Origin of the sequence: Amycolatopsis melonis, from assembly GCF_040064235.1 — a bacterium.
Classification (GTDB): domain Bacteria; phylum Actinomycetota; class Actinomycetes; order Mycobacteriales; family Pseudonocardiaceae; genus Amycolatopsis; species Amycolatopsis melonis.
The window spans coordinates 163,772-187,400 of sequence record NZ_JBDZYD010000017.1 but is presented as its reverse complement, the minus strand read 5'-3'; the positions used below and the strand labels follow the sequence as shown (position 1 = coordinate 187,400).

The 23,629-nt window shown below is 73.0% G+C and carries 19 protein-coding genes; 9 read left to right on the top strand and 10 right to left on the bottom strand.

What is annotated here, in order from left to right; all coding sequences use genetic code 11:
- Positions 1-40: 40 nt before the first annotated feature.
- The 5 genes from ABJI51_RS38455 to ABJI51_RS38435 form a co-directional block, all read right to left on the bottom strand.
- On the bottom strand, positions 41-1,210 hold the full coding sequence (locus tag ABJI51_RS38455) for a VWA domain-containing protein (RefSeq protein ID WP_348956080.1): 1,170 nt from the start codon (positions 1,208-1,210) through the stop codon (positions 41-43).
- Entirely contained in the window at positions 1,207-3,390 is a 2,184-nt protein-coding gene (locus ABJI51_RS38450; protein WP_348956079.1) for a DUF5682 family protein, read from the bottom strand. Before ABJI51_RS38450 ends, ABJI51_RS38455 begins: the two co-directional genes overlap by 4 nt.
- The gene (locus ABJI51_RS38445; protein ID WP_348956078.1) at positions 3,387-4,475 is read right to left on the bottom strand and encodes an ATP-binding protein; all 1,089 of its coding nucleotides are present in this window, start codon (positions 4,473-4,475) and stop codon (positions 3,387-3,389) included. The genes ABJI51_RS38450 and ABJI51_RS38445 overlap by 4 nt, the downstream gene beginning before the upstream one ends.
- Entirely contained in the window at positions 4,472-5,857 is a 1,386-nt protein-coding gene (locus ABJI51_RS38440) for a DUF5691 domain-containing protein (RefSeq protein ID WP_348956077.1), read from the bottom strand. The genes ABJI51_RS38445 and ABJI51_RS38440 overlap by 4 nt, the downstream gene beginning before the upstream one ends.
- Positions 5,858-5,975: 118 nt before the next feature.
- A complete protein-coding gene (locus ABJI51_RS38435) occupies positions 5,976-7,304 on the bottom strand; it encodes an SWIM zinc finger family protein (protein ID WP_348956076.1) in 1,329 nt (442 codons plus the stop codon).
- 103 nt (positions 7,305-7,407) lie between these two features.
- On the opposite strand from ABJI51_RS38435, the gene ABJI51_RS38430 reads away from it, so the two are divergent.
- Positions 7,408-7,920, top strand: coding sequence for a PadR family transcriptional regulator (locus ABJI51_RS38430; RefSeq protein WP_348956075.1), 513 nt, complete (start codon positions 7,408-7,410; stop codon positions 7,918-7,920).
- The gene (locus ABJI51_RS38425) at positions 7,920-8,507 is read left to right on the top strand and encodes a GyrI-like domain-containing protein (protein WP_348956074.1); all 588 of its coding nucleotides are present in this window, start codon (positions 7,920-7,922) and stop codon (positions 8,505-8,507) included. Before ABJI51_RS38430 ends, ABJI51_RS38425 begins: the two co-directional genes overlap by 1 nt.
- A gap of 455 nt (positions 8,508-8,962) precedes the next feature.
- Here ABJI51_RS38425 and ABJI51_RS38420 read toward each other — a convergent pair whose 3' ends face one another.
- Both ABJI51_RS38420 and ABJI51_RS38415 read right to left on the bottom strand, forming a co-directional pair.
- Positions 8,963-11,026, bottom strand: coding sequence for an AMP-binding protein (locus ABJI51_RS38420; RefSeq protein ID WP_348956073.1), 2,064 nt, complete (start codon positions 11,024-11,026; stop codon positions 8,963-8,965).
- 203 nt (positions 11,027-11,229) lie between these two features.
- Positions 11,230-12,204, bottom strand: a complete 975-nt coding sequence (locus ABJI51_RS38415; protein ID WP_348956072.1) for a helix-turn-helix transcriptional regulator — start codon at positions 12,202-12,204, stop codon at positions 11,230-11,232.
- An 86-nt stretch (positions 12,205-12,290) separates the two neighbouring features.
- Between ABJI51_RS38415 and ABJI51_RS38410 the strand changes: the two genes are divergently transcribed.
- From ABJI51_RS38410 to ABJI51_RS38395, 4 genes are all read left to right on the top strand, one after another.
- Positions 12,291-12,677 (top strand): VOC family protein, encoded by a 387-nt coding sequence (locus tag ABJI51_RS38410; RefSeq protein ID WP_348956071.1) that lies wholly within the window; start codon positions 12,291-12,293, stop codon positions 12,675-12,677.
- A gap of 90 nt (positions 12,678-12,767) precedes the next feature.
- Positions 12,768-13,517 (top strand): 3-hydroxybutyrate dehydrogenase, encoded by a 750-nt coding sequence (locus ABJI51_RS38405; RefSeq protein WP_348956070.1) that lies wholly within the window; start codon positions 12,768-12,770, stop codon positions 13,515-13,517.
- Between the two features lie 35 nt (positions 13,518-13,552).
- A complete protein-coding gene (locus tag ABJI51_RS38400; RefSeq protein WP_348956069.1) occupies positions 13,553-14,881 on the top strand; it encodes an MFS transporter in 1,329 nt (442 codons plus the stop codon).
- Position 14,882: 1 nt separating this feature from the next.
- Entirely contained in the window at positions 14,883-16,739 is a 1,857-nt protein-coding gene (locus ABJI51_RS38395) for a helix-turn-helix domain-containing protein (RefSeq protein ID WP_348956068.1), read from the top strand.
- On the opposite strand, the gene ABJI51_RS38390 is transcribed toward ABJI51_RS38395, so the two are convergent.
- Positions 16,728-17,888 carry an MFS transporter gene (locus ABJI51_RS38390; protein ID WP_348956067.1) on the bottom strand — a complete coding sequence of 387 codons (1,161 nt, stop codon included), beginning with the start codon at positions 17,886-17,888 and terminating at the stop codon, positions 16,728-16,730. The two genes, ABJI51_RS38395 and ABJI51_RS38390, sit on opposite strands and share 12 nt — an antisense overlap.
- A 30-nt stretch (positions 17,889-17,918) precedes the next feature.
- On the opposite strand from ABJI51_RS38390, the gene ABJI51_RS38385 reads away from it, so the two are divergent.
- Positions 17,919-18,932, top strand: a complete 1,014-nt coding sequence (locus tag ABJI51_RS38385; protein ID WP_348956066.1) for a LacI family DNA-binding transcriptional regulator — start codon at positions 17,919-17,921, stop codon at positions 18,930-18,932.
- A 257-nt stretch (positions 18,933-19,189) separates the two neighbouring features.
- Here ABJI51_RS38385 and ABJI51_RS38380 read toward each other — a convergent pair whose 3' ends face one another.
- Complete coding sequence (locus ABJI51_RS38380) at positions 19,190-20,365, bottom strand: extracellular catalytic domain type 1 short-chain-length polyhydroxyalkanoate depolymerase (RefSeq protein WP_348956065.1); 1,176 nt, start codon at positions 20,363-20,365, stop codon at positions 19,190-19,192.
- A 191-nt stretch (positions 20,366-20,556) separates the two neighbouring features.
- Here ABJI51_RS38380 and ABJI51_RS38375 point away from each other — a divergent pair, with 191 nt between their 5' ends.
- The gene (locus tag ABJI51_RS38375; protein ID WP_348956136.1) at positions 20,557-21,885 is read left to right on the top strand and encodes a tannase/feruloyl esterase family alpha/beta hydrolase; all 1,329 of its coding nucleotides are present in this window, start codon (positions 20,557-20,559) and stop codon (positions 21,883-21,885) included.
- Positions 21,886-21,951: 66 nt separating this feature from the next.
- On the opposite strand, the gene ABJI51_RS38370 is transcribed toward ABJI51_RS38375, so the two are convergent.
- Positions 21,952-22,908 (bottom strand): glycoside hydrolase family 6 protein, encoded by a 957-nt coding sequence (locus ABJI51_RS38370; protein WP_348956064.1) that lies wholly within the window; start codon positions 22,906-22,908, stop codon positions 21,952-21,954.
- Positions 22,909-23,208: 300 nt separating this feature from the next.
- Between ABJI51_RS38370 and ABJI51_RS38365 the strand changes: the two genes are divergently transcribed.
- Positions 23,209-23,607 (top strand): hypothetical protein, encoded by a 399-nt coding sequence (locus tag ABJI51_RS38365; RefSeq protein WP_348956063.1) that lies wholly within the window; start codon positions 23,209-23,211, stop codon positions 23,605-23,607.
- Positions 23,608-23,629: the final 22 nt, after the last annotated feature.

Sequence of the window (23,629 nt, the reverse complement as noted above, 5' to 3'; positions counted from 1 at the left end):
CCCTCGTCAACCCCCGGGTGAGCCCGTTTAATCCCGCAACTCAGCTGCTCTCGCGGGCCACCCACCCCTGCAGGTCGTCACCGCGGATGGCCGCCGCCATGAGGTCGGGGAACTGGTCCGGTGTGCACGCGAACGCCGGCACCCCCAGTTCGGCCAGCGCCGCCGCGTTCTCGTGGTCGTACGACGGCGCGCCCGAGTCCGACAGCGCCAGCAGCGTCACCACCTGCACGCCCGCGCCCACCAGCTCCGCGATCCGGTGCAGCAGCTCCTCCTCGTCGCCGCCCTCGTAGAGGTCGCTGATCAGCACCAGCAGCGTCCGCTCGGGCCGCTCGACCAGGCCCTGGCAGTAGGCGATCGCCCGGTTGATGTCCGTGCCGCCGCCCAGCTGGGTGCCGAACAGGACGTCGACCGGGTCGGCCAGGTGCTCGGTCAGGTCCGCCACCTCCGTGTCGAAGGCGACGAACGAGGTCTTCAGCGCCCGCATCGAGGCCAGCACCGCCCCGAACAACCCCGAGTAGACCACCGACTCCGCCATCGAGCCCGACTGGTCGACCGCCAGGATCACGTCGCGCTGCACCGCCTGCTGACGGCGGCCGAAGCCGATCAGCTTCTCCGGCACGATCGTGCGCAGCTCGGGGGAGTAGTGCTTGAGGTTCGCGTGGATCGTGCGGGCCCAGTCGACGTCGCCCGGCCGCGGGCGGTGCGTGCGCGACGCCTTGTCCAGCGCGCCCCGGACCGCCGCGCGGGTGCGCTCGGCCAGCCGCTCCTCCAGCTGCTCGACCACCTTGCGGACGACCTCGCGCGCGGTCTCCTTCGTCTCCTCGGGCAGCACGCCGTTCAGCGACAGCAGCGTCCCGACCAGGTGGACGTCCGGCTCGACCGCCGAGAGCAGCTCCTTCTCCAGCAGCATGCGCGTGAGCCCCAGCCGGTCGACCGCGTCGCGCTGCATCACCTGCACCACGGTGCTCGGGAAGTAGCGCCGGATGTCGCCCAGCCAGCGCGCGACCCGCGGCGCCGACGCGCCCAGGTTCGCGCTCCGCGGCCCGCCCGCCGCCTCTTCGTCCGGCTTGTCGTAGAGCGCGGCCAGCACCGCGTCGACCCCACTGTCCTCATCGGACAGTTGCGCCTCGGCCAGCCCGGAGCCCGGCCCGGCACCCTCGCCGCCCAGCACCAGCCGCCAGCGCCGCAGCCGGTCGGTGTCGGTGGTCATGCTCCCACCCCCAGCAGGGTCGCCAGGACCGGCAGCACGCTCCCGGCCCGGTCCTCGTCCAGTTCGTCGGCCACCGCCACCACGCGTGCCTGCCCGGTGAGCCCGGCCGCGCGGTGCCCGATCGCCCGTTTCTCGGGGCCGCTGAAAGCCCCGAACGTCCGGCGCAGCAACGGAAGCACCTCGGTGAAGACGTCCGCGGGGATCGCCGCGAGCCACGCGTCGATCACCCGCAGCAGGCCCTCGTCGTGCACCAGCAGCAACGCGCCGCCGTCGAAGAAGCCTTCGACGTAGGCCGCGCCCGCCGACGGCGTGACGCCCGGGGTGAGCGCCCGGCCCAGCCGCAGTTCGATGTCGAGGGCGTCGAACAGCCCGGCGTCGTGCAGGATCCGGGTGAGCCGCCCGGCCAGCAGCGGTGGCAGCGACGGCCGTTCCGCCAGCCGGGCCAGCGCCGTCAGCCAGCGGTCCTTGGCGTCCTCGCCCAGCAGGGACGTCGCGTCGTGCACCCCGTCGACCAGCTTCGCCAGGCGGGCCGCGGCGTCGTCGTCGATGCCGTGTGCCGCCGGCGGCAGCCCGGCGCAGATCCGGTCCAGCATCCGGTCGGCGACCGCCCGCAGCGCGCCGGTGTCGGTGCCGCGGACGTTCCCGTACCGGGTCGCCCTGGCCAGCGCGGGCAGCGCCGACATCAGGCGGGCGACGTCCGCGTCCGCCGCCGCGCGGGCGTCGAGCGCCGCGAGCGCTTCGGGCAGCGCCTCCGGCAGGTCGGCCAGCAGGCAGTTCTCGACGGCCGTGGTGACCTCGTCCAGCGGGGGCGTGCCCTCGACGGCCGCGCGGACCGCGGCGGTGGCCGCCGACGGCACGGTCGTGCCGTACACCGCGGCCGCGACCAGATCGACCTCGAAGGACGGCTCCCACGCCAGCGACCAAGTCTCCCGGAACGTGCCCTTGTTCCGCCGCGCCGACGCCTCCCGGCTGCCCCACTCGATGCCGAGGATCCGCAGCCGGTGCAGCAGCTTCGAGCGGTCGAGCCCGCCGGGCGTCCGCAGGTCGAGGTCGAGTTCCTTGACGACCGGGTCCTTCTTGAGCCGCAGGCGTTTCGCCGTCGCGGTCAGGTCCGCGGCCAGCGGCGGCTGCGGCACCCGGTCAGGGACCTCGCCGAGCCGTTCGCCGACCACCAGCCGCCGGGTCACCAGGTCGACCTGCACCTCGTCCCCGCCGCACAGCACCGACCGGGTCGCTTCGGTGACCTCGGCCAGCCCGGCCGACGACCGCCCACGCAGCGTGGCGAGCGTCTCGGCCAGGCGGACCGCCTCGATGACGTGCGCGGTCGAGACGGGCAGGTCTTCTTCCCGCAGCACCGCGGCGACCCCGGTGAGCCAGCGCGTGGTCACATCGCCGTCGGTGGTGAAGAGGTGGTGGTACCAGCCCGGCGAGCGCACTCCGGCGCCGTAACCGCTGGCCGAGGCGAGGCGCCCGTGGGTCCACGGCACCCAGGTGCACGTGACCTTCCGCTTCGGCAGTCCTTTGAGGACGGCCTGGTCGTGCGACGCGGGCGGCAGCGGATCGGCCAGCGCGGGCACGTGCCAGGCGCCGCAGACCACGGCGATGTTCTCGAAGCCGTCCTTGCGGGTGCGGCGCAGCACCGAGCGCATGTAGGCCTCGCGGCGGGCTTCGTTGCCCTGTGGCGGTTTTTCGTCCTCCCGCACCGCGGTCATCGCGTCCGCGATCACCTCGAACGGGTTCTCGGCGTCCCGCCGCGACTCGACGACGTCGTCCCACCAGCGTTCCGGATCGTCGTACCCGCCGGCCGCGGCCAGCAGGGCCAGCGGATCGACCGGCGGCCCCGCGTGCTCGTCCGGCCCGGCCGCGAACGTGTGCGCGGCCGGGAGGTCGCAGAACCGCACCGGAATCCCGGCCTCGCGCGCGTAGACCAGCGCCTGCCACTCGGGGCTGAAGACCGCGAACGGCCAGAACGCGGCGCGCGAGACGTCGTCGGCCGCGTACGCCAGCAGCGCGACCGGCGGCTGCATGGCCGGGTCCTCGGTCAGCTCGACCAGGGCGTCGGCTTCGGGCGGTCCCTCGATGAGCACGACGTCGGGTTCCAGTTCGGCCAGCCGCGTCGCCACGGCCCTTGCCGATCCCGGGCCGTGGTGGCGGATGCCGAGCAGGTGGGTCGCGGTCAAGAGAGCTCCTGACCGGCCCGGTAGAAGTCGGCCCAGCCGTCGCGCTCGCGGACCACCGTCTCCAGGTACTCGATCCAGATCGCGCGGTCGGCCACCGGGTCCTTGACCACCGCGCCGTGGATGCCTGCCGCGATGTCGTGCGGGCGCAGCACGCCGTCACCGAAGTGGGCCGCCAGGGCGAGCCCGCCGGTGAGCACGCTGATCGCCTCGGCCGTCGACAGCGTGCCGGACGGCGACTTCACCGCCGTGCGGCCGTCTTCGGTCCGGCCCGACCGCAGCTCGCGGAACACCGTGACCACCCGGCGGATCTCGGCCAGCTCGGCGGCTTCCGCGGGCAGCTTCAGCGACCTGCCCAGCTCGGCGACGCGCCTGCTGACGATCTCGACTTCGGCTTCGGCGCTGTCCGGCAGCGGCAGGACCACGGTGTTGAACCGCCGCCGCAGCGCGCTCGACAGCTCGTTGACGCCCTTGTCGCGGTTGTTCGCCGTCGCGATCAGGTTGAACCCCGGGCGGGCCTGCACTTCGGTGCCCAGCTCGGGGATCGGCAGTGTCTTCTCGGACAGGATCGTGATCAGCGAGTCCTGGACGTCGGCCGGGATGCGGGTCAGCTCTTCGAGCCGGGCCAGCTTGCCGTCGCGCATCGCGCGCAGCACCGGGCTTTCGACCAGCGCGGCGGCACTCGGGCCCTCGGCGATCAGCCGGGCGTAGTTCCAGCCGTAGCGGATCGACTCCTCCGACGTGCCCGCGGTGCCCTGCACCAGCAGTGTCGAGTCGCCGCTGATCGCGGCGGACAGGTGTTCCGACACCCACGTCTTCGCCGTGCCGGGCACGCCGAGCAGCAGCAGCGCGCGGTCGGTGGCCAGCGTCGCGACGGCGACCTCGATCAGCCGCCGCGGGCCGACGTACTTCGGCGTGATCACCGTGCCGTCCGGCAGCGTGCCGCCGAGCAGGTACTCGACGACGGCCCAGGGTGAGAGGTGCCAGTTCGGCGGCTTGGCCCGGTCGTCGGCGGCGGCCAGCGCGGCCAGCTCGGCGGCGTGGTCCTGCTCGGCGTGCGGCCGGAGGACGGTGGCGGGGGCGGTCATGCGAGCTCCTCGTACATTTCGCGGCGGAAGTTCAGTGTTTCGGTGAGCGCCCGGCGCCACGGCCCGGCGTCCATGGTCAGCCGGGTGGTGGCGAGCGGGTGGCGCAGGCACTCCGCCGGCACCGCGCGCGCGATGACGACGGCGGCGTGCGAGACCAGCCGGTGGTCGTCCTGGCGGGCAATCCAGTCGAGCAGGGCGGTGCCGAGTTCCTTCGTCCACGGCCGGGGCAGCTCGTGCACCAGCCGCGCGAACGACTCGACGGGCAGCCTGCTCACCAGGTGCCCGACGGTCGCGGCCTGGCTCGCCGGGCCCAGCACGCCGAGCAGCGGCGGGGTGGTGCGCCCGCCCGGATCGGCGCCGATCAGCGCCTGCGCCCAGGCTTCGTCGCGCTGGCGCAGCGCGGCGGTGGCCCAGGAGTCGCGCAGCACGCCGGGCGGGCAGCCTTCGACGGTCATCCGGACCACCTCGGCGGGCGGCCCGAACTCGCTCCAGAAGGACAGCGGCGCGGCCGCGACCAGCGTCCGCAGCCGGACAGTGCCCTCGCCGCGTTCGCCTTGCGGCATCGACACTTCCAGTACCCGGCCCCGGCGGCGGACGAGCGGCCGCAGGCGGTCGGCCATCAGCTGCCCGTACCGGGTGCCGGGCAGCCGGCCGAGCAGCTCGGCGGCCCGTTCCCGGACGGCGGCCGCGCGGTCGGTCAGCGCGGTTTCGAGGAAGTCCTCGTCCTCGGGGCGGAGATGCCCGGCGAGCACGCCGAGGAAGTCCGACCGGACGTCGGCGGGTTCGCTCTTCCACGTCGAGTGGAGGGCTTCGCGGGCGACCTCCGGGGCTTCGGCCAGCCGGGTGGCGAGCCAGCGGCGGCGCTGGGCCAGGCTGCCGTACTGCCAGACGTCCCCGGACTCCTCCGGCGGCGCGGCCAGGAAGGCCCAGTCCGGGTTCCGCTGCCCGAGCCACGCCCCGAGCGTCCCGGCGACGGCCGCCAGCGGGGTCCGCAGGGCGGCCTTCGTGCGGGCGGCCTCGGCCAGCAGCGGCAGGGTTTCCGGCGGGACCCGGTACCGCGTCCCGGCGACGATGCCGAGCCATTCCAGCAGCAGGTCGGGATGACTGGCGGCGAGCAGCCGCGCCAGCCGTTCCCGCGCGAGCGGCGGGACGAACGGCCGTTCGTCGGCAGCCGCGGCGGGCAGGGGCTTGACGTCGGCGAGCGGCCGCTTCCCCGCCCGGCGGTAGGTGGTGAGCACGGCCGCGGCGGTGAGCAGCTGTTCGGCGGGATCGTCGCGCCCGGCCGCGAGCTGCCGGACGGCGGCCGGTTGCGCGGCCAGGTCCAGCGTGCGGCGGCGGGTGCCGAGGAGCGCCGTGCCGACGAGGTCTTCCCAGGCTTTCACCGTTGCACCGCCTTCCGGAGAGTCGCGAGTGAGAGGTCTGCCGTGGCTTGTCGTGAGTGAGAAACAGGGTTAGAACACTGTTTCTCACTCACGAGCCGGAACGGCCGGGGCATGGAGGTCACAGCCGCACCGCCCGGTCTTCGTGCCAGCAGGTCAGGGGCCGCAGGCCTGCCGGGCTCCACTCGCCTGCCACCGTCAGCGGACGGCCCGCCGACAGGGCCAGCAGCGACCACGGGAACGCCGACGGCACCAGCGGCAGCGCTGTTCCGTCCTTTTCGGACAGACACCAGCCGCCGGCGTGCTCGGCCGGGGTCACCCCCGACAGCAGGACCGGCCAGCGTTCCAGCCACGGGTCCGCGGCCATCGCCCTGGCGTACGCCGCCAGCGCGTCCTCGATCGAACCGCCGTCGGCCGCCGGGGCCGCGAGGGGGATTCCGCGCTCGGCCACGAGAGCCCGCAGCGGTGCCGCACCGGGGTAGAACGCCAGCTCCGCCGCGAGCACGTGCCCCGGAGGCAGCGACGCGTCGAGCGGACGGCCCGGCGGCGCGAACGACAGCACCAGCGCGTCCCGTCCCGTGCGACGCCCGCGCAGCCACGTCCGGCGCGTGAGCAGCCGGTCGTTCTCCTCGTCGGCCGCGCCGGTGATCAGCCAGTCGTCCTGCACGCGTTCGCCCTGCTCGAGCACGCGTGCCGTCTCGACTGAGAAGCCCAGCCGCGTCCGGACCGTCTCCGCCAGTGGCGGGGGCAGGGCGGCCAGCCTGCTCGCCGCGTCCGCGAGCAGGTACAGCAACGACAGCTCGCCGAGCAGCGCCTCCGGCCAGTCCCGGCGGCCGACGATGCCCGCCGCGCGCCGCAGGCCGCCCGCGAGGCCGGACGCCTGCGCGTCGACCATCCGCGCCGCGACCGTGCGGAGCTCTTCGCCGCCGTTGCGGTCGAAGCCCGCGAAGCCGGCACCGATCCGGTCGGTCAGCCAGATCTTCAGTTCCGCGACGCCGCCTTCGACGCGCGCGGCGCGTTCCCCGGCGCGGCGGGCGGCCGCCTCCTCGTCCTTCGGCCCGGCCGCCTCGGCGCGGTTTTCCGCCCGGCGAGCGCGTTCGGCGCGTTCGGCGCGTTCGGCCAGCCAGGCGTGCACCCAGTCCGGCGGCGGCCCGGCGCGCACCTGCCCGGCCGCCCACAGCATCAGCAGTCCCAGCGCGTGCTTGCACGGGAACTTCCGGCTGGGACAGGAACACCGGAACGCGGGCTCGCCGAGTGCGACGCACGTCTGGTACGGCTTCTTGCCACTGCCCTGGCAGAAGCCCCACACGGCGTCATCGGACGCACCCGCGCCCGACCACCGGGCAGGCGCGGCGAGCGCCCGGCCCGCCTTCTCCGAAGCGGCGTCCGGGGCCAGCCCCGCCACGTGTTCCGCGGTCCACGGCACCGCCGCCACCACCTGTCCCCCCACTGTTCTCCCTCGGGTTTCCGGTCCTGGCTGAAGCATGCCAGTACCCACCGACAATTTCCGGAGGCGTTGACGCGGGCCGCTATTCCAGTACTAGAATACCGGCGTGCTGACGGATGCGGAACTGACGGTGCTCGGCCTCGTGGCCGAGCGGCCGAGGCACGGCTACGAGCTGGACGAAGTCGTGTCCGAACGCGGTATGCGCGACTGGACCGCCCTCGGGTTCAGCTCGATCTACTACGTGCTCGGCAAGCTCCGCGACCGCGGCCTGGTCGCCGAGGTCGCGGGGGAGCGCGCGCACGCCAAGGCCAAGAAGACGTTCACGGTCACCGAAGCGGGCCGGGAAGCGTGCGCGGCCGCGGCGGAGGCGGCGATCGCCGAACTGCGCCCGGTGCACCCGCCGGTCCTGGTGGGACTGGCGAACAGCCCGGCGATCCCGCCTGCCCGGCTGAAAGCGGCGCTGGCTCGCCGCGCCGAAGCGGTCGAGGACAAGCTGGCGGAAGTCCGCCGCGCGGCCGCCGCCCAGTCCGGCGCGCCGCCGTTCGTCCGGGCGATCTTCGACTACTCCGTCGCCCAGCTCGAAGCCGAAGCCCGGTGGCTGGCTGGAAGGACACTGTGATGCCCTACGACGTCAAGAAGGACCTCAAGCACCTCTACGCGCCGAAGAACACGGACTGGGCGCTGGTGGACGTGCCGGGCCAGCAGTTTCTCGCGGTCGACGGCCGCGGCAACCCGAACACGGCGGAGAGCTACCGGCAGGCGGTCCAGGCGCTCTACGCGGTCGCATACACGATCAGGATGGCCGGTGGGGACTTCGTCGTCGGGCCGCTGGAAGGCCTGTGGTGGGCCGAGGACTACGCCGCGTTCACCGTGCGGGCCAAGGATTCCTGGCAGTGGACGATGCTCATCTCGCTGCCGGGGCGGATCGGCGAGGACACCGTCCAGGAAGCGCGGGAATCGGTGCGGCGCAAGAAGAAGATCGACGTGCCGGTCCGCGTCGAGAAGCTGCACGAGGGCCGCTGCGCGCAGGCGCTGCACATCGGCCCCTACGACGACGAAGGCCCGCTGCTGGCCCGCCTGCACGGAGAATTCCTGCCGGCACACGGCTTGACGCCGACCGGGCTGCACCACGAGATCTACCTCGGCGACCCGCGGCGCACGGACCCCGCGAAGCTGAAGACGGTGCTGCGGCAGCCGGTCGGCTGAGCCGGGCCTTCGGCGGCGGTTCGTTGGCCGGTCGCCAGCGCCCCAAGGTGGCCTTCGGTGCGTTGAGCGCACCGAATGTGGCCTTGGCGAACCACCTTTGCTGGCCTCCGTTTCGGGGGGAACTGTGGTCCGGGGTGCGGTCGGAGGGTGGTGCGGTGTCTTGAATGACTCATTCAGGTCTTCGGAGGTCCTGAATGAGTCATTCAAGACGCTGGGGTGACCCACTCCCCGGCTGCGCCGGGCCTGCGCCTTGCCCATCGGACAGTAGGTCACCAATTGGCCGTTGGCCTTCGGTGCGCTCACCGCACCCAAGGTGGCCTTCGATGCGTTGAGCGCACCGAATGTGGCCTTGGGCGCTCCTCCCATGCCCCCACCGCCGCCCTCAACGGAGGCGCTTCGCGCCGCTGTGTTCACCAGCGCACCCAAGGCTACCTTGGGGCGTTGGGGAGCCGGGGTCAGTAGTCGCTCGTCGTCCAGGTGTCGTCGTGCAGGAGGCGCTTGAGGATCTTGCCCGTCGCGTTGCGGGGCAGGTCCGGCACGAAATACACGTCGCGCGGCACCGCGAAGCGGGCCAGGCGCTGGTGGATGTACTGGCGGATGTCCTCCGCGTGCAGGGAAGCGCCGCGCCGCGGGACGACGTACGCCGCCAGGCGCTGGCCCCACTCCGCGTCCGCCACGCCGACCACCGCCGCGTCGTGGACGCCCGGCAAGGCCACCAGTGCCTCCTCGACCGGGCGGGGGAACACGTTCTCGCCGCCGGAGACGATCATCTCGTCGGCGCGGCCGGTGACGAACAACCGTCCCGCCGCGTCGAGGTAGCCGACGTCGCCGGTTGCCATCAGGTCCGCCGCCCGCGCCGGGTCGGTTCCGTTCGTGTAGCCCTCGAACAGCATGTCGTTGCCGACGAAGATCTGGCCTTCGGCGCCCGGCGGCACCGGCTTGCGGTCCTCGTCGAGGATCGCCAGCCGCGTGCCGAGCGGGCAGCGGCCCGCCGTGGTCGGGGCCGCGCGCAGGTCGGCCGGGTCGGCGATGCTCGCCCACGACACCTCGGTCGAGCCGTAGAAGTTGTAGAGGATGTCGCCGAAGGTGTCCATGAACGCCGTCACGAACGCGCCGGACATCGCCGAGCCGCTGCTGGCGACGATCCGCAGCGACGACAGGTCGTAGCGCGCGCGGACCCGCTCGGGCAGGTCCATGATCCGCTGCAGCATGATCGGCACGGCGAACAGCGCGTCGCACTTCTGCTCGGCGATCGTCCGCAACGTCTCTTCGGCGTCGAACTTGCGGTTCAGCGCCAGCGAGGACCGCAGCGCCATGCCGATCTGCATCGCGGCGAGACCCCAGGTGTGGAACAGCGGCGCCGCGACGAGGAGCCGGTCGCCGGCCCGCAGCGGGATGCGGTCGAGGATCGCCGCGGCCGAGCCGAGGCCCTTCGGGGTGGGGCGGCGCGCGCCCTTCGGCGTCCCGGTGGTGCCGGAGGTCAGCACGACCAGGCGGCCGGGCCGGTCGGCGGGCTTCGGCGGGTCGGCGGGCGCGGCCTGGATCAGCTCGTCGACGGTCGGGTAGCCGGCGTCGGCGTCCGGCCACGTGCTGATCCGCGCGAACTCGCCCGGCACGTTCGCGATGGTCTGGGCGAACTCGTCGTCGGCCATGACCGCGGCGGGCTGGTGCTCGGCGAGCACGTCCTTGACCGAGGCCGCGGACAGGCCGGTGTTGAGCAGCAGGACGTCGGCGCCGAGCTTGCTCGCGGCGACGAACGACTCGACCATCGCGCCGTGGTTGCGGCACATCAGCGCGATCCGGTCGCGCTCGCCGACACCCAGCTCGCTCAGCGCGTTGGCGAGCCGGTCGGTGCGTTCCTGGACCTGGCGGAAGGTGCGGAGGCTGCGCTCGTCGTGCAGCGCGGGCTCGTCGGGGACGCGGGCCGCGGAGGCCTGGTAGCCGCCCGCGACGGTGGCGCCCCACTGCGCGAGGGAGTTCAGCTGGCGGGCCAGCTTGTCCGGCCGGGCGGCACTGAGCACGCCCGCGCGCACGAGGATGCCCGCCGTGCGCAGCTTGGTGGCCTTGGTGCCGTCCTGGTCGGCTTCGGCGTCGGCCTCGCCGGCGAGGTGCAGGTCGAGCCGCCGCGCGACCGCCCGCACGTCCTTCTTGACCGACGAGACCAGGTCCAGGTGCGACGGCGGCAGCATCATCCGGACGAACAGCTCGGTCCGCCCGCCTGCCAGCGGTCTGAGTTCGAGCGAGACCCAGGTGCCCTCGTCGGGGATGCCGCACCACACGACGTGCTCGCCCGGCCGGTACACGACGGCCTGTATCCGCGTCTCCAGCATCGGCCCGCGCTCGGGCGCGATCCGGATCAGGCCTTTCGGGCCGCGCCCGCGTGTGGCCGGCTCGTGGATCTCGCACCAGCTGATCTCCGGCACGAACCGCGAGTACCACTCCGGCGATCCGACGATCTGCCACACCACCTCCGGCGAATGCCCGACAACGGCGCTCGCCTCGACCACATCGTCACGCATCTTCTGCCCTCACCGCAGTGTCACCGAACAGACGTTCAGGTCACGGAGGCGTCACGTTATCAGCAAACGGGTGATCACGGATACTCCGAACGGCCAGATACCAGCCGGTAACGGACACTGGCAGTGGGTCCGCGGGTGTCCATTGTAGATCGATTAACGCCGTTCACCGAGCATAGTGGCCACATTCGTGTGCCGTCGGTGAGCTACCCGGGAGTTCTGCTCCGGTTGGCATTCACCGGATCGGGGGCATAACGGGCGACCAGCACCGCACCGATGCGGGCCAGCTCGGCCCGCACGGACTCCGGGCCCTCGACCTGGACGTCCGCGCCCCACCCCGCCAGCTCCTGGGCGATCATGACCGGCGCCGGGGCCGCGACCCGGACGCGCACCCGGTCCTCCGGCAGCTCGGCGACCAGCGTGCAGTGCCGTCCGAACCGGCCCTGCATCACCGGCAGGTGGCGGCGGGCCAGCACCACGTCCGCGGTCAGCAGGGACCGCCGGCGCTCGACCTCCTCGACCACTTCCCGCCACACCGAGGCCAGTTCCAGGTCCGACGGCCGGTCCGCGGCCTCCTCGGTAGGGGTGGCCGTCACGATCCGGTCCACGCGGAACGTCCGGCGGCCCTTCGCCGTGCCCGCCACCAGGTACCAGACGTCGTCCTTGTCGACCAGGCCCCACGGGTCCACGAGCCGTTCCGAGCGTTCGCGTCCGGCGTACACCAGGTGGACCCGGCGGCGGGCGATCACGGCGTCGCGCAGCAGCTCCACCATCGGAGGCCGCTCCTTCGGGCGCTCGCCCCACCCCGCCTGGTCGACGACCACCGCGTCCGCCGCGGCTTCGGCGTCCGCGCGGAACGTGCCCGGCAGGGCGCCCATCAGCTTCCGCAGCGCCGACTTCACCTCCGGGGAGCCCGCCGCGGCCGGGCCCCCCAGGAGGAACAGCGCCTGCGCTTCGCGTGCGCTCAGGCCGGACAGGTCGGTGCGCGCGCCGCCGACCAGCTGCCACCCGCCGCCGCGGCCGGGCTGCGGATAGACGGGCACCCCGGCCGCCGAGAGGGCTTCCAGGTCCCGGCGCGCGGTCGCGACGGAGATCTCCAGCTCGGCCGCCAGTTCGGCGGCCGTGACGCGGCCGCGGGCCTGCATCAGCAGGAGCGTGGCCACGAGGCGGTCGGCGCGCATGCGGAAAGTGTCGCAAACAAAGTGCTCACTCGATGAGCACTTTCACTCCGCATGCTGTTCGCACCACCGCTTGAGAGGAGCAGGACATGCTGCGAGGAATGGCCACCGTGACCTACTACGCCGACGACCACGCGGCCGCGAAGGCCTGGTACACCGAGTTCCTGGGGCTGGAGCCGTACTTCAACGTCCCCGGGTACTCGGAGTTCCGGCTCGGCGACCACCAGCACGAACTCGGCATCATCGACCGGAAGCACGCGCCCACCCGCCCGGACCAGCCGGGCGGCGCGGTCGTCTTCTGGCACGTCGACGACCTCCAGGCGACGGTCGCGCGCCTGCTGGAGCTGGGCGCCAAGGAGTACGAGCCGGTGATCGAACGCGGGGACGGGTTCGTGACGGCGTCGGTCGTCGACCCCTTCGGCAACGTCCTCGGGGTGATGACCAATCCGCACTACCTCGCCATGCTGGCGCGCTGAAGCCATGTGGCAGAGCACCACGGGATCTTCGCGACTTGTGGTGCTCGCACACATGGCCCGCGACCCGCGTCACGCTTACCGTTCCCGTCCATGACCAGCGATCTGGACGGGCGCACCGCCCTCGTCACCGGTGGGGCCGGCGGTATCGGCCTGGCCTGCGTCCGCGCCCTCGCCGCGGCGGGGGCCAAGGTGCACGTCGCCGACGTCGACGCCGCGCGGGCCGAGGCCGCCGCCACCGAGGTCGGGGGCTGGGCGCACGTCGCCGACCTCACCGATCCCTCCGCCGTCGACACGCTCCCCGCCGAAGTCGACATCCTGGTCAACAACGCCGGGATCCAGCACGTCGCGCCGCTCCAGGACTTCCCGCCCGCCGAGTTCGCCCGGATCCAGGCGCTGATGGTCACCGCACCCTTCCTGCTCATCCGGCGCACGCTGCCGTCGATGTACGCCAGGGGCTGGGGCCGGATCGTCAACATGTCGAGCGTCCACGGGCTGCGTGCCTCCCCCTACAAGGCCGCGTACGTCGCCGCGAAGCACGGTCTCGAAGGCCTCTCCAAGGTCGCCGCGCTCGAAGGGGCCGAGCACGGCGTCACCAGCAACTGCGTGAACCCCGGGTACGTCCGCACGCCGCTGGTCGACGGCCAGATCGACGCGCAGGCCGCCGAGCACGCCATCCCGCGCGAGGACGTCGTCGCCGAGGTCCTGCTCCGGCGCGCCGCGATCAAGAAGCTCATCGAACCGGACGACGTCGCTTCCCTGGTGGTGTGGCTGTGCTCCCCGCGCGCCGGCCACGTCACCGGGGCCTCCATCCCGCTCGACGGCGGCTGGACCGCTTCGTAAGACAAACCCGACCCCACAAGGAAGTGGAGCCCGCAGTGAGCCAACCCCACCGGTCGGCGATCGCCAAGATCGTCGGCGCGAGCCTGATCGGCACCACCATCGAGTGGTACGACTTCTTCCTCTACACCTCGGCCGCCGCGCTGGTGTTCAACAAGCTGTTCTTCCCGACGGCCAACCCGCTCACCGGCACGCTGCTGGCGTTCCTGACCTACGCCGTCGGGTTCCTCGCCCGGCCGGTCGGCGGCCTGGTCTTCGGCCACTTCGGCGACCGGCTCGGGCGCAAGAAGCTGCTCATCCTCAGCCTGGTGCTGATGGGCGGCTCGACCTGCCTGATGGGTGTCCTGCCGACGTACGCGGCCGCGGGTGTCGTGGCGCCGCTGCTGCTCACGCTGCTGCGGCTGGTCCAGGGCTTCGCGCTCGGCGGCGAGTGGGGTGGCGCGGTCCTGATCGTCTCCGAGCACGGCGACGACCGCCGCCGCGGGTTCTGGGCGAGCTGGCCGCAGTGCGGCGCGCCCGGCGGGAACCTCCTGGCCACGGCGGTGCTGGCGATCCTGTCCGCGACGCAGTCGGACGCGACGTTCCTGTCCTGGGGCTGGCGTGTCCCGTTCCTGCTCTCCGGTGTGCTGCTGCTGATCGGGTTGTGGATCCGGCTGGCCGTCGCCGAGTCGCCGGTGTTCCTGGCCGCGCAGGCGAAGGCGGCGGAACGGGCCGAGAAGCACGTGCCGGTCGTCGACGTCTTCCGCCGCAGCTGGCGCCAGGTGCTGATCACCATCGGCGCCCGGATGGCCGAGAACGTCTCCTACTACGTGCTCACCGCGTTCATCCTGGTCTACGTCACGACCGGGCTGCACCTGCCGAAGGGCGTCGGCCTGAGCGCGGTGCTCGTCGGCTCGGCCGTGCACTTCGTGACGATCCCGCTGTGGGGCGCGCTGTCGGATCGCGTCGGCCGCCGTCCGGTGTACCTGACCGGCGCGATCGGGATGGCCGTGTGGGGCTTCGCGTTCTTCGCGCTGCTGGACACGAAGTCCTCGGCGGTGATCGTGCTGGCGACGATCGTCGGGCTGGTGCTGCACGGCGCGATGTACGGGCCGCAGGCGGCGTTCTTCGCCGAGCAGTTCCCGACCCGCGTGCGCTACACCGGGCTTTCGGTGGGCGGCCAGCTGTCCTCCATCGCCGCCGGTGCCGTCGCGCCGCTGATCGCCGTGGCGCTGTTCTCCGCCTGGGGCAGCACCGTGCCGGTCTCGCTGTACGTCGCGGCAATGTGCCTGCTCACGGTGATCGCGCTGCTCGCCGCCCGCGAGACCCGCGGCACGTCGCTGCACGACGACGCCGTCGAAGCGGAGACGGCGGCCGTTTCGCCCTAGCATGACCGCCGTGACCGCACCGTCCGGATCCGACACCGCGCTGCGCCGGCTGCTCGACCTGCTCGCCTCCGGGGCGAGCACCGAGCAGCTGGCGCACGTCGTCGTGACCGCCCGCGCCGAAGGCACGCTCGGGCCCGCCGACCTCGCCGCGCTGGCCGGCGCGGGCGAGCAGGCCCTGCGGATCCGCGAGACCCTGGAGGAGCACCGGCGGCGCGAAGCCCAGCTCGTCGCGCTGTTCGAGACCGCCAGCGAACTCGCCGCACTGTCCGATCCGGACACCGTGCTGCGCTCGATCGTCCGGCGGGCGCGGGCACTGCTCAACGTCGACGTCTCGTACCTGAGCCTCAACAACGAGGCCGAGGGCAAGACCTACATCCGCGTCAGCGACGGGTCGGTGTCGGCGGAGTTCCAGCAGATCGTGCTCGGCATGGGGGAGGGTCTCGGCGGGCTCGTCGCGCAGACCGCCCGGCCGTACGCGACGTCGGACTACTTCACCGACGACCGGTTCAAGCACACCCGGCACATCGACTCCGGCGTCCGCGACGAAGGCCTGACCGCGATCCTCGGCGTCCCCCTCGCGATCGGCCCGAAGGTCCTCGGGGTGCTCTTCGCCTCCGACCGCGCGACCCGGGAGTTCACCGCCGACGAGGTCGCGCTGCTGTCGTCGCTGGCCGACCACGCGGCCATCGCGCTGGACAGCGCCAACCTGCTCGACCAGACCCGCCGCGCCGTCGCCGAGCTCAACGAGGTCAACGCGACGATGGAACGCGCCGAGGACGCGCACGACCGGCTGACCGACCTGGTGCTGCGCGGCGGCGACCTGCCCGAGATCGCCGACGCCGTCGCCGACGTCATGCACGGCGACCTCACGGTGTACGACGCCGACGGCACGCTCCTGGCCAGTTCGGCGGCGCCGTCACCCCTCGACCCGGACGCGCTCGCCGCGGCCCGCGCCGGCGGCCGTGCCGTGTCCACAAAGGACAACTGGGTGTGCGCGGTGCAGGCCGGTCCGGAACTGCTCGGCAGTCTCGTGCTGGCCGGGCGCGCCGGGCTGACCGACCCCGACCGGCGGCTGTTCGAACGCGCCGGCGTCGTGACGGCGCTGCTGCTGATGCTGCGGCGCTCGGTGGTGCGGGCCGAGGACGAGGTCCGCGGCGAGCTGCTGACCGACCTGCTCACGGCACCGGACCGCAACCCGCGGGCGCTGCTGGCCCGCGGACGGCGGCTCGGGATCGACCTGTCGGCCCCGCACGCGGTCCTGGTGGCACACGCCGACGGCGGCTCGCGGCGGCGCGTCGCGAGCGCCGCCGCCCGGCACGCGACGCTGGTGGGCGTGCACGCGGAGGAGGTCGTGCTGCTCGGCACGGGCGACCCCGACGAGCTGGCCCGCCGTGTCGCGGCCGACCTGGGCGCGGCGACCGGCCGCCCGGTCACGGTGGGCGCGGCCGGCCCGGCGAGCGGCCCGTCGGCGATCGCGCGGGCACACGCGGAAGCGGCCCGCTGCGTCCGGGCACTGCTCGCGCTCGGCCGGACCGGCGAGGGCGCGGCGATGGCGGGACTCGGTTTCCTCGGCCAGCTGCTCGGCGACCGCGCGGACCTCGACGCGTTCGTCCGGCAGACCCTCGGCCCGGTCCTCGACTACGACGAGCGCCGCGGGACGGAGCTGGTGGCGACGTTGCGGGCGTACTTCGCGAGCGGGTCCCAGCTGGCGCGCACGAAGGACGTCCTGCACGTCCACGTGAACACGGTGGTGCAGCGGCTGGAGCGGGTGGCGTCGCTGCTGGGGGAGGACTGGCAGGCGCCGGACCGGGCACTGGAGATCCAGCTGGCGCTGCGGCTGCACCGGCTAGCCGGGTGAGCCGAACGCGGCGGACCGGCGGACGACGACGGTCGCGGTGAGGGCGATGGCTGCGGAAGCCAGAACTGCTGCGGGCAGGGCACCGTGGTCCAGGGCGAAGCCGCCGAACGCCGCGCCGAGGGCGATGCCGACCTGGAACGCCACGACGTAGACCGCCGACGCGAGGTCCGGCCGGTCCTTCGCCACGCGCAGGACCGCCGCCTGCAGCACCACGCCGATGCCCGCACCCGGCGCGGCCCACAGCACGATCACCGCCCCCGACACGACAGCCGGGCCACCGGCGAGCAGCGCCAGCATGCAGACGGCCAGGCCGCCCGTGGTGACCAGTGCGGTGGCGCGCGGGTGCCGGTCGATGCGGCCGCCGATCAGGACCAGCCCGGCCATCCCGGCCACGCCGTAGGCGAACAGCAGCGTCGAGGTCGCCGGGCCGGTGAGCCGGACGTACCGGGCGATGATCGCGGTGATGTAGGTGTAGGCCGCGAAGTGCGCGGTCACCACGAGCAGGGTCGTCAGGTGGACCGGGACCAGTGCCCGGTCGGTGACGACGTCCCGGACGGCGAGCGGCGCCCGGTCCGGGGCCTGGGCGGGCATCGGCTCGACCGTGGCGCGGATGACGGCCGCCGTCAGCGCGGCGACGCCCGCCACCACCAGGACCGCGGGCCGCCAGCCGAGCGTGGCGCCGAGCCACGAGCTGACCGGGAGCCCGAACAGGACGGCCAGGGAGTTGCCGGCGAAGACGACCGTCGTCGCGCGGCCGCCGCGGCCGGGGCCGAGCAGCCGGGTGGCCATCGCCGCGACGACCGACCAGAACACGCCGTGGCCCATGGCCGCGACCAGCCGGGCGGCCACCGCGACGCCGTAGCCCGGCGCGACGGCGAGCACGAGGTTGGAGACCACGACCATCGCCAGCGTCACCAGCGCGGTCGCGCGGCGGTCCCAGCGCGCGGTCAGCGCGACCAGCGGGACCACCGTCACCGCGACGACGACCGCGTACCCGGTCATCAGGAGCCCGGCGGCCGGTTCCGCCACGCCGAGGCCGCCTGCCAGCTGCGGCAGCAGCGCGACGGGCAGGTTTTCCGAGGTCACGGACACGAAACAGGCGGCACTGAGTGCTCCCAGCGCGACCCGGGTGCGGGGTGCGACGAGCATTGTTTAACGATACACAGCTAAGGTGGGGGCATGTCCAGTGCCCCGCGCGTGACGATGACCGACGTCGCGCGCCACTGCGGCGTCTCGGTGATGACCGTGTCGTACTGCTACAACCAGCCGGACCGGGTCGCGCCCGCCACGCTGCGGCGGGTCCGGGAGGCCGCCGCCGAGCTCGGTTACCGCGGGCCGGACCCGACCGCCCGGTCCCTGCGGCGGCGGCACACCGGCGCGATCGGCGTCGTGCTCGGCGAGCACCTCGCCTACGCCTTCGACGACCCGCAGGCCCGGCGTTTCCTCTCCGGCGTCGCGCAGGTGTGCCGCGAGCGCGGCAGCGGGCTGAACCTCATCCCGACCACCGGCGCCGAGGAGGACGCCGAGCGCGTCCGGTCGGCGTCGGTCGACGGCTACATCCTCTGGACGACCGTCGACGCCGACCCGGTGCTCCCCGTCGTGACCGGCCTCGGCAAGCCCGTCGCGATCCACGGCGGCCCGGCGGTGCCGGGGGCCCGGGTGGTCGGCATCGACAACCGCGCGTCGGCCCGCGAACTGGCGGCGCGCACCTTCGCCGGGGCCCGGCGCCCGGCGGTGCTCAGCTTCCCGTTCGGCCGCGACCGCCGTCCCCGCCTGGAAACTGCGCCGGACCCGGCCGCGGTGGCGTTTCCTGTGACGCGGCAACGCCTTCTCGGGATCTACGACCACTGTGGCGGCCCGGTTCCGGTGGCGGTCGTCGCCCGCAACGACCGCGAGGAAGCGGCCGAACTGGCCGAAGCGCTCCTGGACACCGGCCCGGACGCGGTGATCGCGATGAGCGACCAGCTGGCGTTCGCGGTCCTCGACGCCGCGCGGCGCCGGGGCCTGGCGGTCCCGCGGGACCTCGCGGTCGCCGGCTGGGACGACGGCCCGGACGCCGAGGCGGCGGGCCTGACGACGATCACCCAGTCACTGTCCGGCCAGGGCCGGGACTGTGCGTTGATCGCACTCGGCGAGCGGGGACCGGCCGGAGAAGCCGAGTGGACCGCGACCGTGCGGACCAGCACCAGGTGACCCGGCGGTCCACCTTGGGCGCATCACACGACATGTGACTACGCCCGGCCCGGATCCACCGATCGCGTGGGCTGAAAGGGACTTTCCTGGCGTCTGATGCAAGGAAAGTCCCTTTCGCTGCACCAGATGAGACGAACGTCCCTTTCAGCCCGCCCTCGGCGCCCTACAGAGTCCAGTCCGGATCGGCTGCGTCAGATGAGAGGAAGGTGCCCTTCAGCGCGGCGGGAGACCGCGCGACTGTGCCGGTCCGCGCGGGCTCAGCACTGCCCGTCGGCGAGCACCCAGTAACCCGGCGACGTCTCGCGCAGGGCGTGGACGACGAACGTGTTCCACAGCCCCATCGCCTGGTTCGATCCGTTCGCGTACGTCTGCCCGTTGCTCTGGTGCGCCCGGCCTGCCTGCGTGTGCGCGTAGTTGCTCGCGCTCACGCACGTTCCCGGAGATGTGGTCGGCGTCGTCGTGGGGGTGCCGGTTCCGTTGTCCAGACCCCAGAACAACCCGGTGTAGTAGCTGGAGCAGATGCCGGCGAGGAAGTACGCGCCGGTGCTGCCGCACTGGGCCGGGCCCGTGCCCGGGTCGACCGCGGTGCCGTGGCCCATCCCGGCGATCGAGTACAACTGCACCTTGCCGGCGTACGTCGTCAGGGTCGTGCCGCCGGGGAGGGACTGGGTGCTCGTCGGCGTCTGGGAGACGCCGTGGACCGCCGTCCACTGGTCACGCAGCTCGGTGCCGTTGACCGGGTAGACCGTGTAGTCGCCGGTGCCCTGCCAGATCGCCACGCGCGGCCACGGCCCGCCGTAGCCGGGGTACTGCGCCTTCACCCGCGACGCCCACTGCGCCGGGCTCAGATGCTGGTCGTTCTGCTGGCAGTTCGTCGCCTCGGTGACGCTCGTCGCGCACTGCGCCGGTAGTCCGGCATCGATGCCGCCCCCGGCGAAGACGTCCGGATAGGCCGCGAGCAGGTCGGCGGTCATGCCGCCGCCCGCCGACAGGCCGGTGACGAACACCCGCGAGCGGTCCGAGCCGTGATCCGCGATGGCCTTGTCCACCATGGATTTGATCGACGCGGCCTCGCCGTTGCCGCGGGTGTCGTCGGCGGTGGAGAACCAGTTGAAGCACTTCAGCGAGTTGTTCGCGGTGGACTGCTGCGGGAAGACGACCTCGAACCGCCAGCGGTCGGCGAGCTCGGGCCAGCCGGAGTGCGCGTGGTAGTCGGCGGCGCTCTGCGTGCAGCCGTGCAGCGCGACGACCACCGGGCGGCCGGGTTCGAGCCCGGCCGGGGTGTAGGTGTACATCGCCAGCGCGCCCGGGTTGGCGCCGAACGAGGAGACCTGGACGAGCGTCGACGGCGGCGGGTCGGCGGACGCCACGCCGACGGTGGTCAGGACCGCGGCCGTGACCGCGGCGAGCCCGGCGAGAGCGAGTTTGCGCATGGTGAGTTCCTTCTCGTCGTTGAGAGGGGTCTCAGCGACGCTAAGACGGCACGTTCGCGCGGACCATGTGGCCGTCCACCACATCCGCGCGGGAATTCATGGTGCCTGCCGGGATGGTTCTGCGGTCGCGCACGCGCTTGGGTTGGCGTTCCAGCGGAAACCGGAGGTGGACCGTGCGCAGATGGCTGGTTCTGGTGGTGGCAGGGGCACTCGCGGCGGCCCTGCCCGCGACGGCGTCGGCTTCGGCCGGGCGCTGCGGAGTGACCGTGCCGGGCGCGCAGCAGCAGGTGTCGGCCTGCCTCGACGACCTCACGACGACCGGCACGCTCGCGTCGGGCCACACCGTCGAGGCGGACTGGGCCGGGCTGACCCCGGCCGGGCTGCCCGCGCCGCACGGAGTGCCCGGCGTCCAGGTCGACGGCTACTTCCCGGACACGTCGACGGCGAACGCCAACCACGGCTGGAACCACGACGCGCAGTTCGTGCTGCGCCTGCCGGACCGGTGGAACGGCGGCCTCGTCGTCTCCGGCGCGCCCGGCGTGCGGCGGCAGTACGCGAACGACCGCGCGATCGGCGACCAGGCGCTGGCCGAAGGCTACGCGTTCGCGGCGACCGACAAGGGCAACACCGGCGCGGCGTTCTACACCGACGGCGTCCGGCCCGGCGACGCGCTGGCGGAGTGGAACTTCCGCGTCACCCAGCTGACGCTCGCGGCACGCGGCGCGGTGACCCGGCACTACGGCCGCCCGCCGTCACGCACCCTGGCGGCCGGGCTGTCCAACGGCGGGTACCTCGTGCGGTGGCAGCTGGAGAACCGGCCGTGGCTGTACGACGGCGGCGTCGACTGGGAAGGGACACTGTGGACGGACAGCGGACCGAACCTGCTGACGTTCCTGCCGCCCGCGTTGCGTGCTTACCCTGCGTACGCGGCGGGTTCCGCGACAGCGCACCAGTCCATTTTGGACGCGGGATTCGCGCCAGGCTCGGAGTTCCTGTGGGACTACCACTACCGCGTCTACTGGGACCTGACCCAGCGGATCTACCGCGAAGAGGTCGACCCGTCCTTCGACGGCGCACTGCAGGCCGGAATCCCCTTCTGCGCCAGTGGAACCCCTTCCTGTGACGCGGACTACGACTACGCGTCCCGCCCGCCATCGGTGGCGCGGGCGGTGGAGCGGATCTCGCTGACCGGCCGGATCGGCAAGCCGCTGCTGACCCTGCACGGCACGCTCGACACGCTGCTGCCGATCACCCGCGACTCCGACGTCTACGACCGCATGATCACCGCGGCCGGCCGCGGCGCACTGCACCGCTACTACCGCATCGAGGGCGGCAACCACGTCGACGGCCTGGCCGACCAGTACCCGGACCGCCTCCGGCCACTGGCACCCTGCTTCCGGACGGCGTTCGACGCACTGGCAGGCTGGCTGCACGGCAAGCGTCCCCCGGCCTCGGCGACGATCCCCCGCCCGGACGGTGCCACTCCGGCGGAGCTGGCCAGCACCTGCTCACTCGGCTGAGGCGGAAAGCCGTGAATGCCACATTGAGGGACTTCAAGTCCCTCAATGTGGCATTCACGGACCGGGTCAGTCGCCCTTGATGAGGTGGTTGGCCAGCACCGGGCTGAACGTGCCCGCCGGGATGCCCTGGCCGTAGCCGCAGCTGCCGTCGGAGTCACCCGGGACCTTGATCCACAGCTGCATCTCCGGGCCGCCGCCGAGCTGGGAGGTTGCACCGAGCTTGCGCTTCGGCGGGTTGCACCACTCGGAGTCCGTGCCGTGGCCGTTGCCGTTGCGGCTGGTGTCCACCACGAACGGCGCCGCGTAGCCCAGCGCCGCGTCGACCGCCTTGCCGTAGGTCGTCGACTCCGCGGTCGTGTAGAAGTTGGACACGTTGAGCACGAACCCGTGGATGGACTGGACGCCCACCGACTTGAGCCGCTCGGCCATCACCGAGGCGGAGATCCAGGTCGCGTTGCCGCCGTCCAGGTACGCCCACGTGTTGGGGGCCTTCTGGGCGAACTGCGTCGCCGCGTACTTCAGCAGGTCGATCCGGTCGGTGCGGGCGGTCCCGGTCAGGCAGTCGAGCTGGGCCAGCGCGTCCGGCTCGATGATCACGATCGCCGGCTTGCCGCCGATGCCGTCGGCGAACGCCGAGATCCAGTCGCGGTAGGCCTGCGGGCTGCCGGCGCCGCCGGTCGACTCGCCGCCGCAGTCGCGGCCGGGGATGTTGTAGGCGACCAGCACCGGCAGCTTGTCGGCGACGTCGGCGGCGTAGGTGAACTTGTCGACCGACGCGCGGATGTCGCCGCTCCAGTTGCCGAACCAGCGGGCGCCGGGCTTGGTGGCGATCGACGCCTTGATCGGGCCCGCGAGGCTGTCGGCAGGGTGGTCGCGCACCCACACCGCCGGGTTCGAGTCCGGGTCGACGTAGAAGCCGTTGGTCTTCTCGAGCGGATTACCGTCCGCGGCGACGGCCGGGGACGCGGGGGCGAGGCCGGTGACCGCCAGCGCGACGGCGACGAGCCAGGTCGAAATACGCATTCGGCGAGGGTGCCGCACCGGTGTACACGAATCGTACAAAAATGCGGTGAACCGCGGCGAACCGGCAGCCGTATTACGGGGTGAAGGCCGCGGTCTACCCCGCCGCGAAACCCCCTTCGACGTGCTGTTTCGGTGTCCGGATGGGCGACCCCGTTCGGCCGCTTGCGGGAGTGTTGCCGGTCCCGCATGATGGGCTTCGGGGTCCGCGAAAACGATTTGGTGCCGAAATATCCGCGATTGCGGAAGAACCGTCCGTCCGGAAGTGAACGTCATGCTGCTCCCTGCCGCCGGGGCCCTCTGATGGCCGCGGACCTGCCCGGCCTCGCCATCGCCGCCGGCCTGCTGCTGCCGGCGCTCGCCGCCGCGGCATGGGCGATGGCGCTGGAACGCCGCCCGCGCCGTCCCCCGGCCGCACCGGACGCCGAACCGGAGCCGGACTTCACCGTGGCGGGCATCCAGGCCCGCGTCCGCCAAGAGCAGGCGCTGCGGCGGCTGGCCGAGGAGGGCACGGTCGCCCTGCCGACGCTGCCGATCCCGGCCCAGACCCGGCGCGAACCGGACCCGCTGCCGTCCCGCGTGGCGGGCACGGTACCGCCCTCCCGCCCGGCGGCCCGCGTCCCGGCGTCGCGGTTCGCGTTCGCGCCGCCGGACACGGACCTGATGCAGCGCATCCTCGACGGTCTCCGCAAACTGGACTGACGCCCGCCACTGACCCAGGTCG

Excerpts from the sequence above, each read along its gene's own strand:
- ABJI51_RS38455 (WP_348956080.1), bottom strand. The coding sequence starts at position 1,210 with ATGACCACCGACACCGACCGGCTGCGGCGCTGGCGGCTGGTGCTGGGC.
- ABJI51_RS38445 (WP_348956078.1), bottom strand. The coding sequence starts at position 4,475 with ATGACCGCCCCCGCCACCGTCCTCCGGCCGCACGCCGAGCAGGACCAC.
- ABJI51_RS38425 (WP_348956074.1), top strand. The coding sequence starts at position 7,920 with ATGCCCTACGACGTCAAGAAGGACCTCAAGCACCTCTACGCGCCGAAG.
- ABJI51_RS38420 (WP_348956073.1), bottom strand. The coding sequence starts at position 11,026 with ATGCGTGACGATGTGGTCGAGGCGAGCGCCGTTGTCGGGCATTCGCCG.
- ABJI51_RS38415 (WP_348956072.1), bottom strand. The coding sequence starts at position 12,204 with ATGCGCGCCGACCGCCTCGTGGCCACGCTCCTGCTGATGCAGGCCCGC.
- ABJI51_RS38410 (WP_348956071.1), top strand. The coding sequence starts at position 12,291 with ATGCTGCGAGGAATGGCCACCGTGACCTACTACGCCGACGACCACGCG.
- ABJI51_RS38405 (WP_348956070.1), top strand. The coding sequence starts at position 12,768 with ATGACCAGCGATCTGGACGGGCGCACCGCCCTCGTCACCGGTGGGGCC.
- ABJI51_RS38395 (WP_348956068.1), top strand. The coding sequence starts at position 14,883 with ATGACCGCCGTGACCGCACCGTCCGGATCCGACACCGCGCTGCGCCGG.
- ABJI51_RS38390 (WP_348956067.1), bottom strand. The coding sequence starts at position 17,888 with ATGCTCGTCGCACCCCGCACCCGGGTCGCGCTGGGAGCACTCAGTGCC.
- ABJI51_RS38385 (WP_348956066.1), top strand. The coding sequence starts at position 17,919 with ATGTCCAGTGCCCCGCGCGTGACGATGACCGACGTCGCGCGCCACTGC.
- ABJI51_RS38380 (WP_348956065.1), bottom strand. The coding sequence starts at position 20,365 with ATGCGCAAACTCGCTCTCGCCGGGCTCGCCGCGGTCACGGCCGCGGTC.
- ABJI51_RS38370 (WP_348956064.1), bottom strand. The coding sequence starts at position 22,908 with ATGCGTATTTCGACCTGGCTCGTCGCCGTCGCGCTGGCGGTCACCGGC.
- ABJI51_RS38365 (WP_348956063.1), top strand. The coding sequence starts at position 23,209 with ATGGCCGCGGACCTGCCCGGCCTCGCCATCGCCGCCGGCCTGCTGCTG.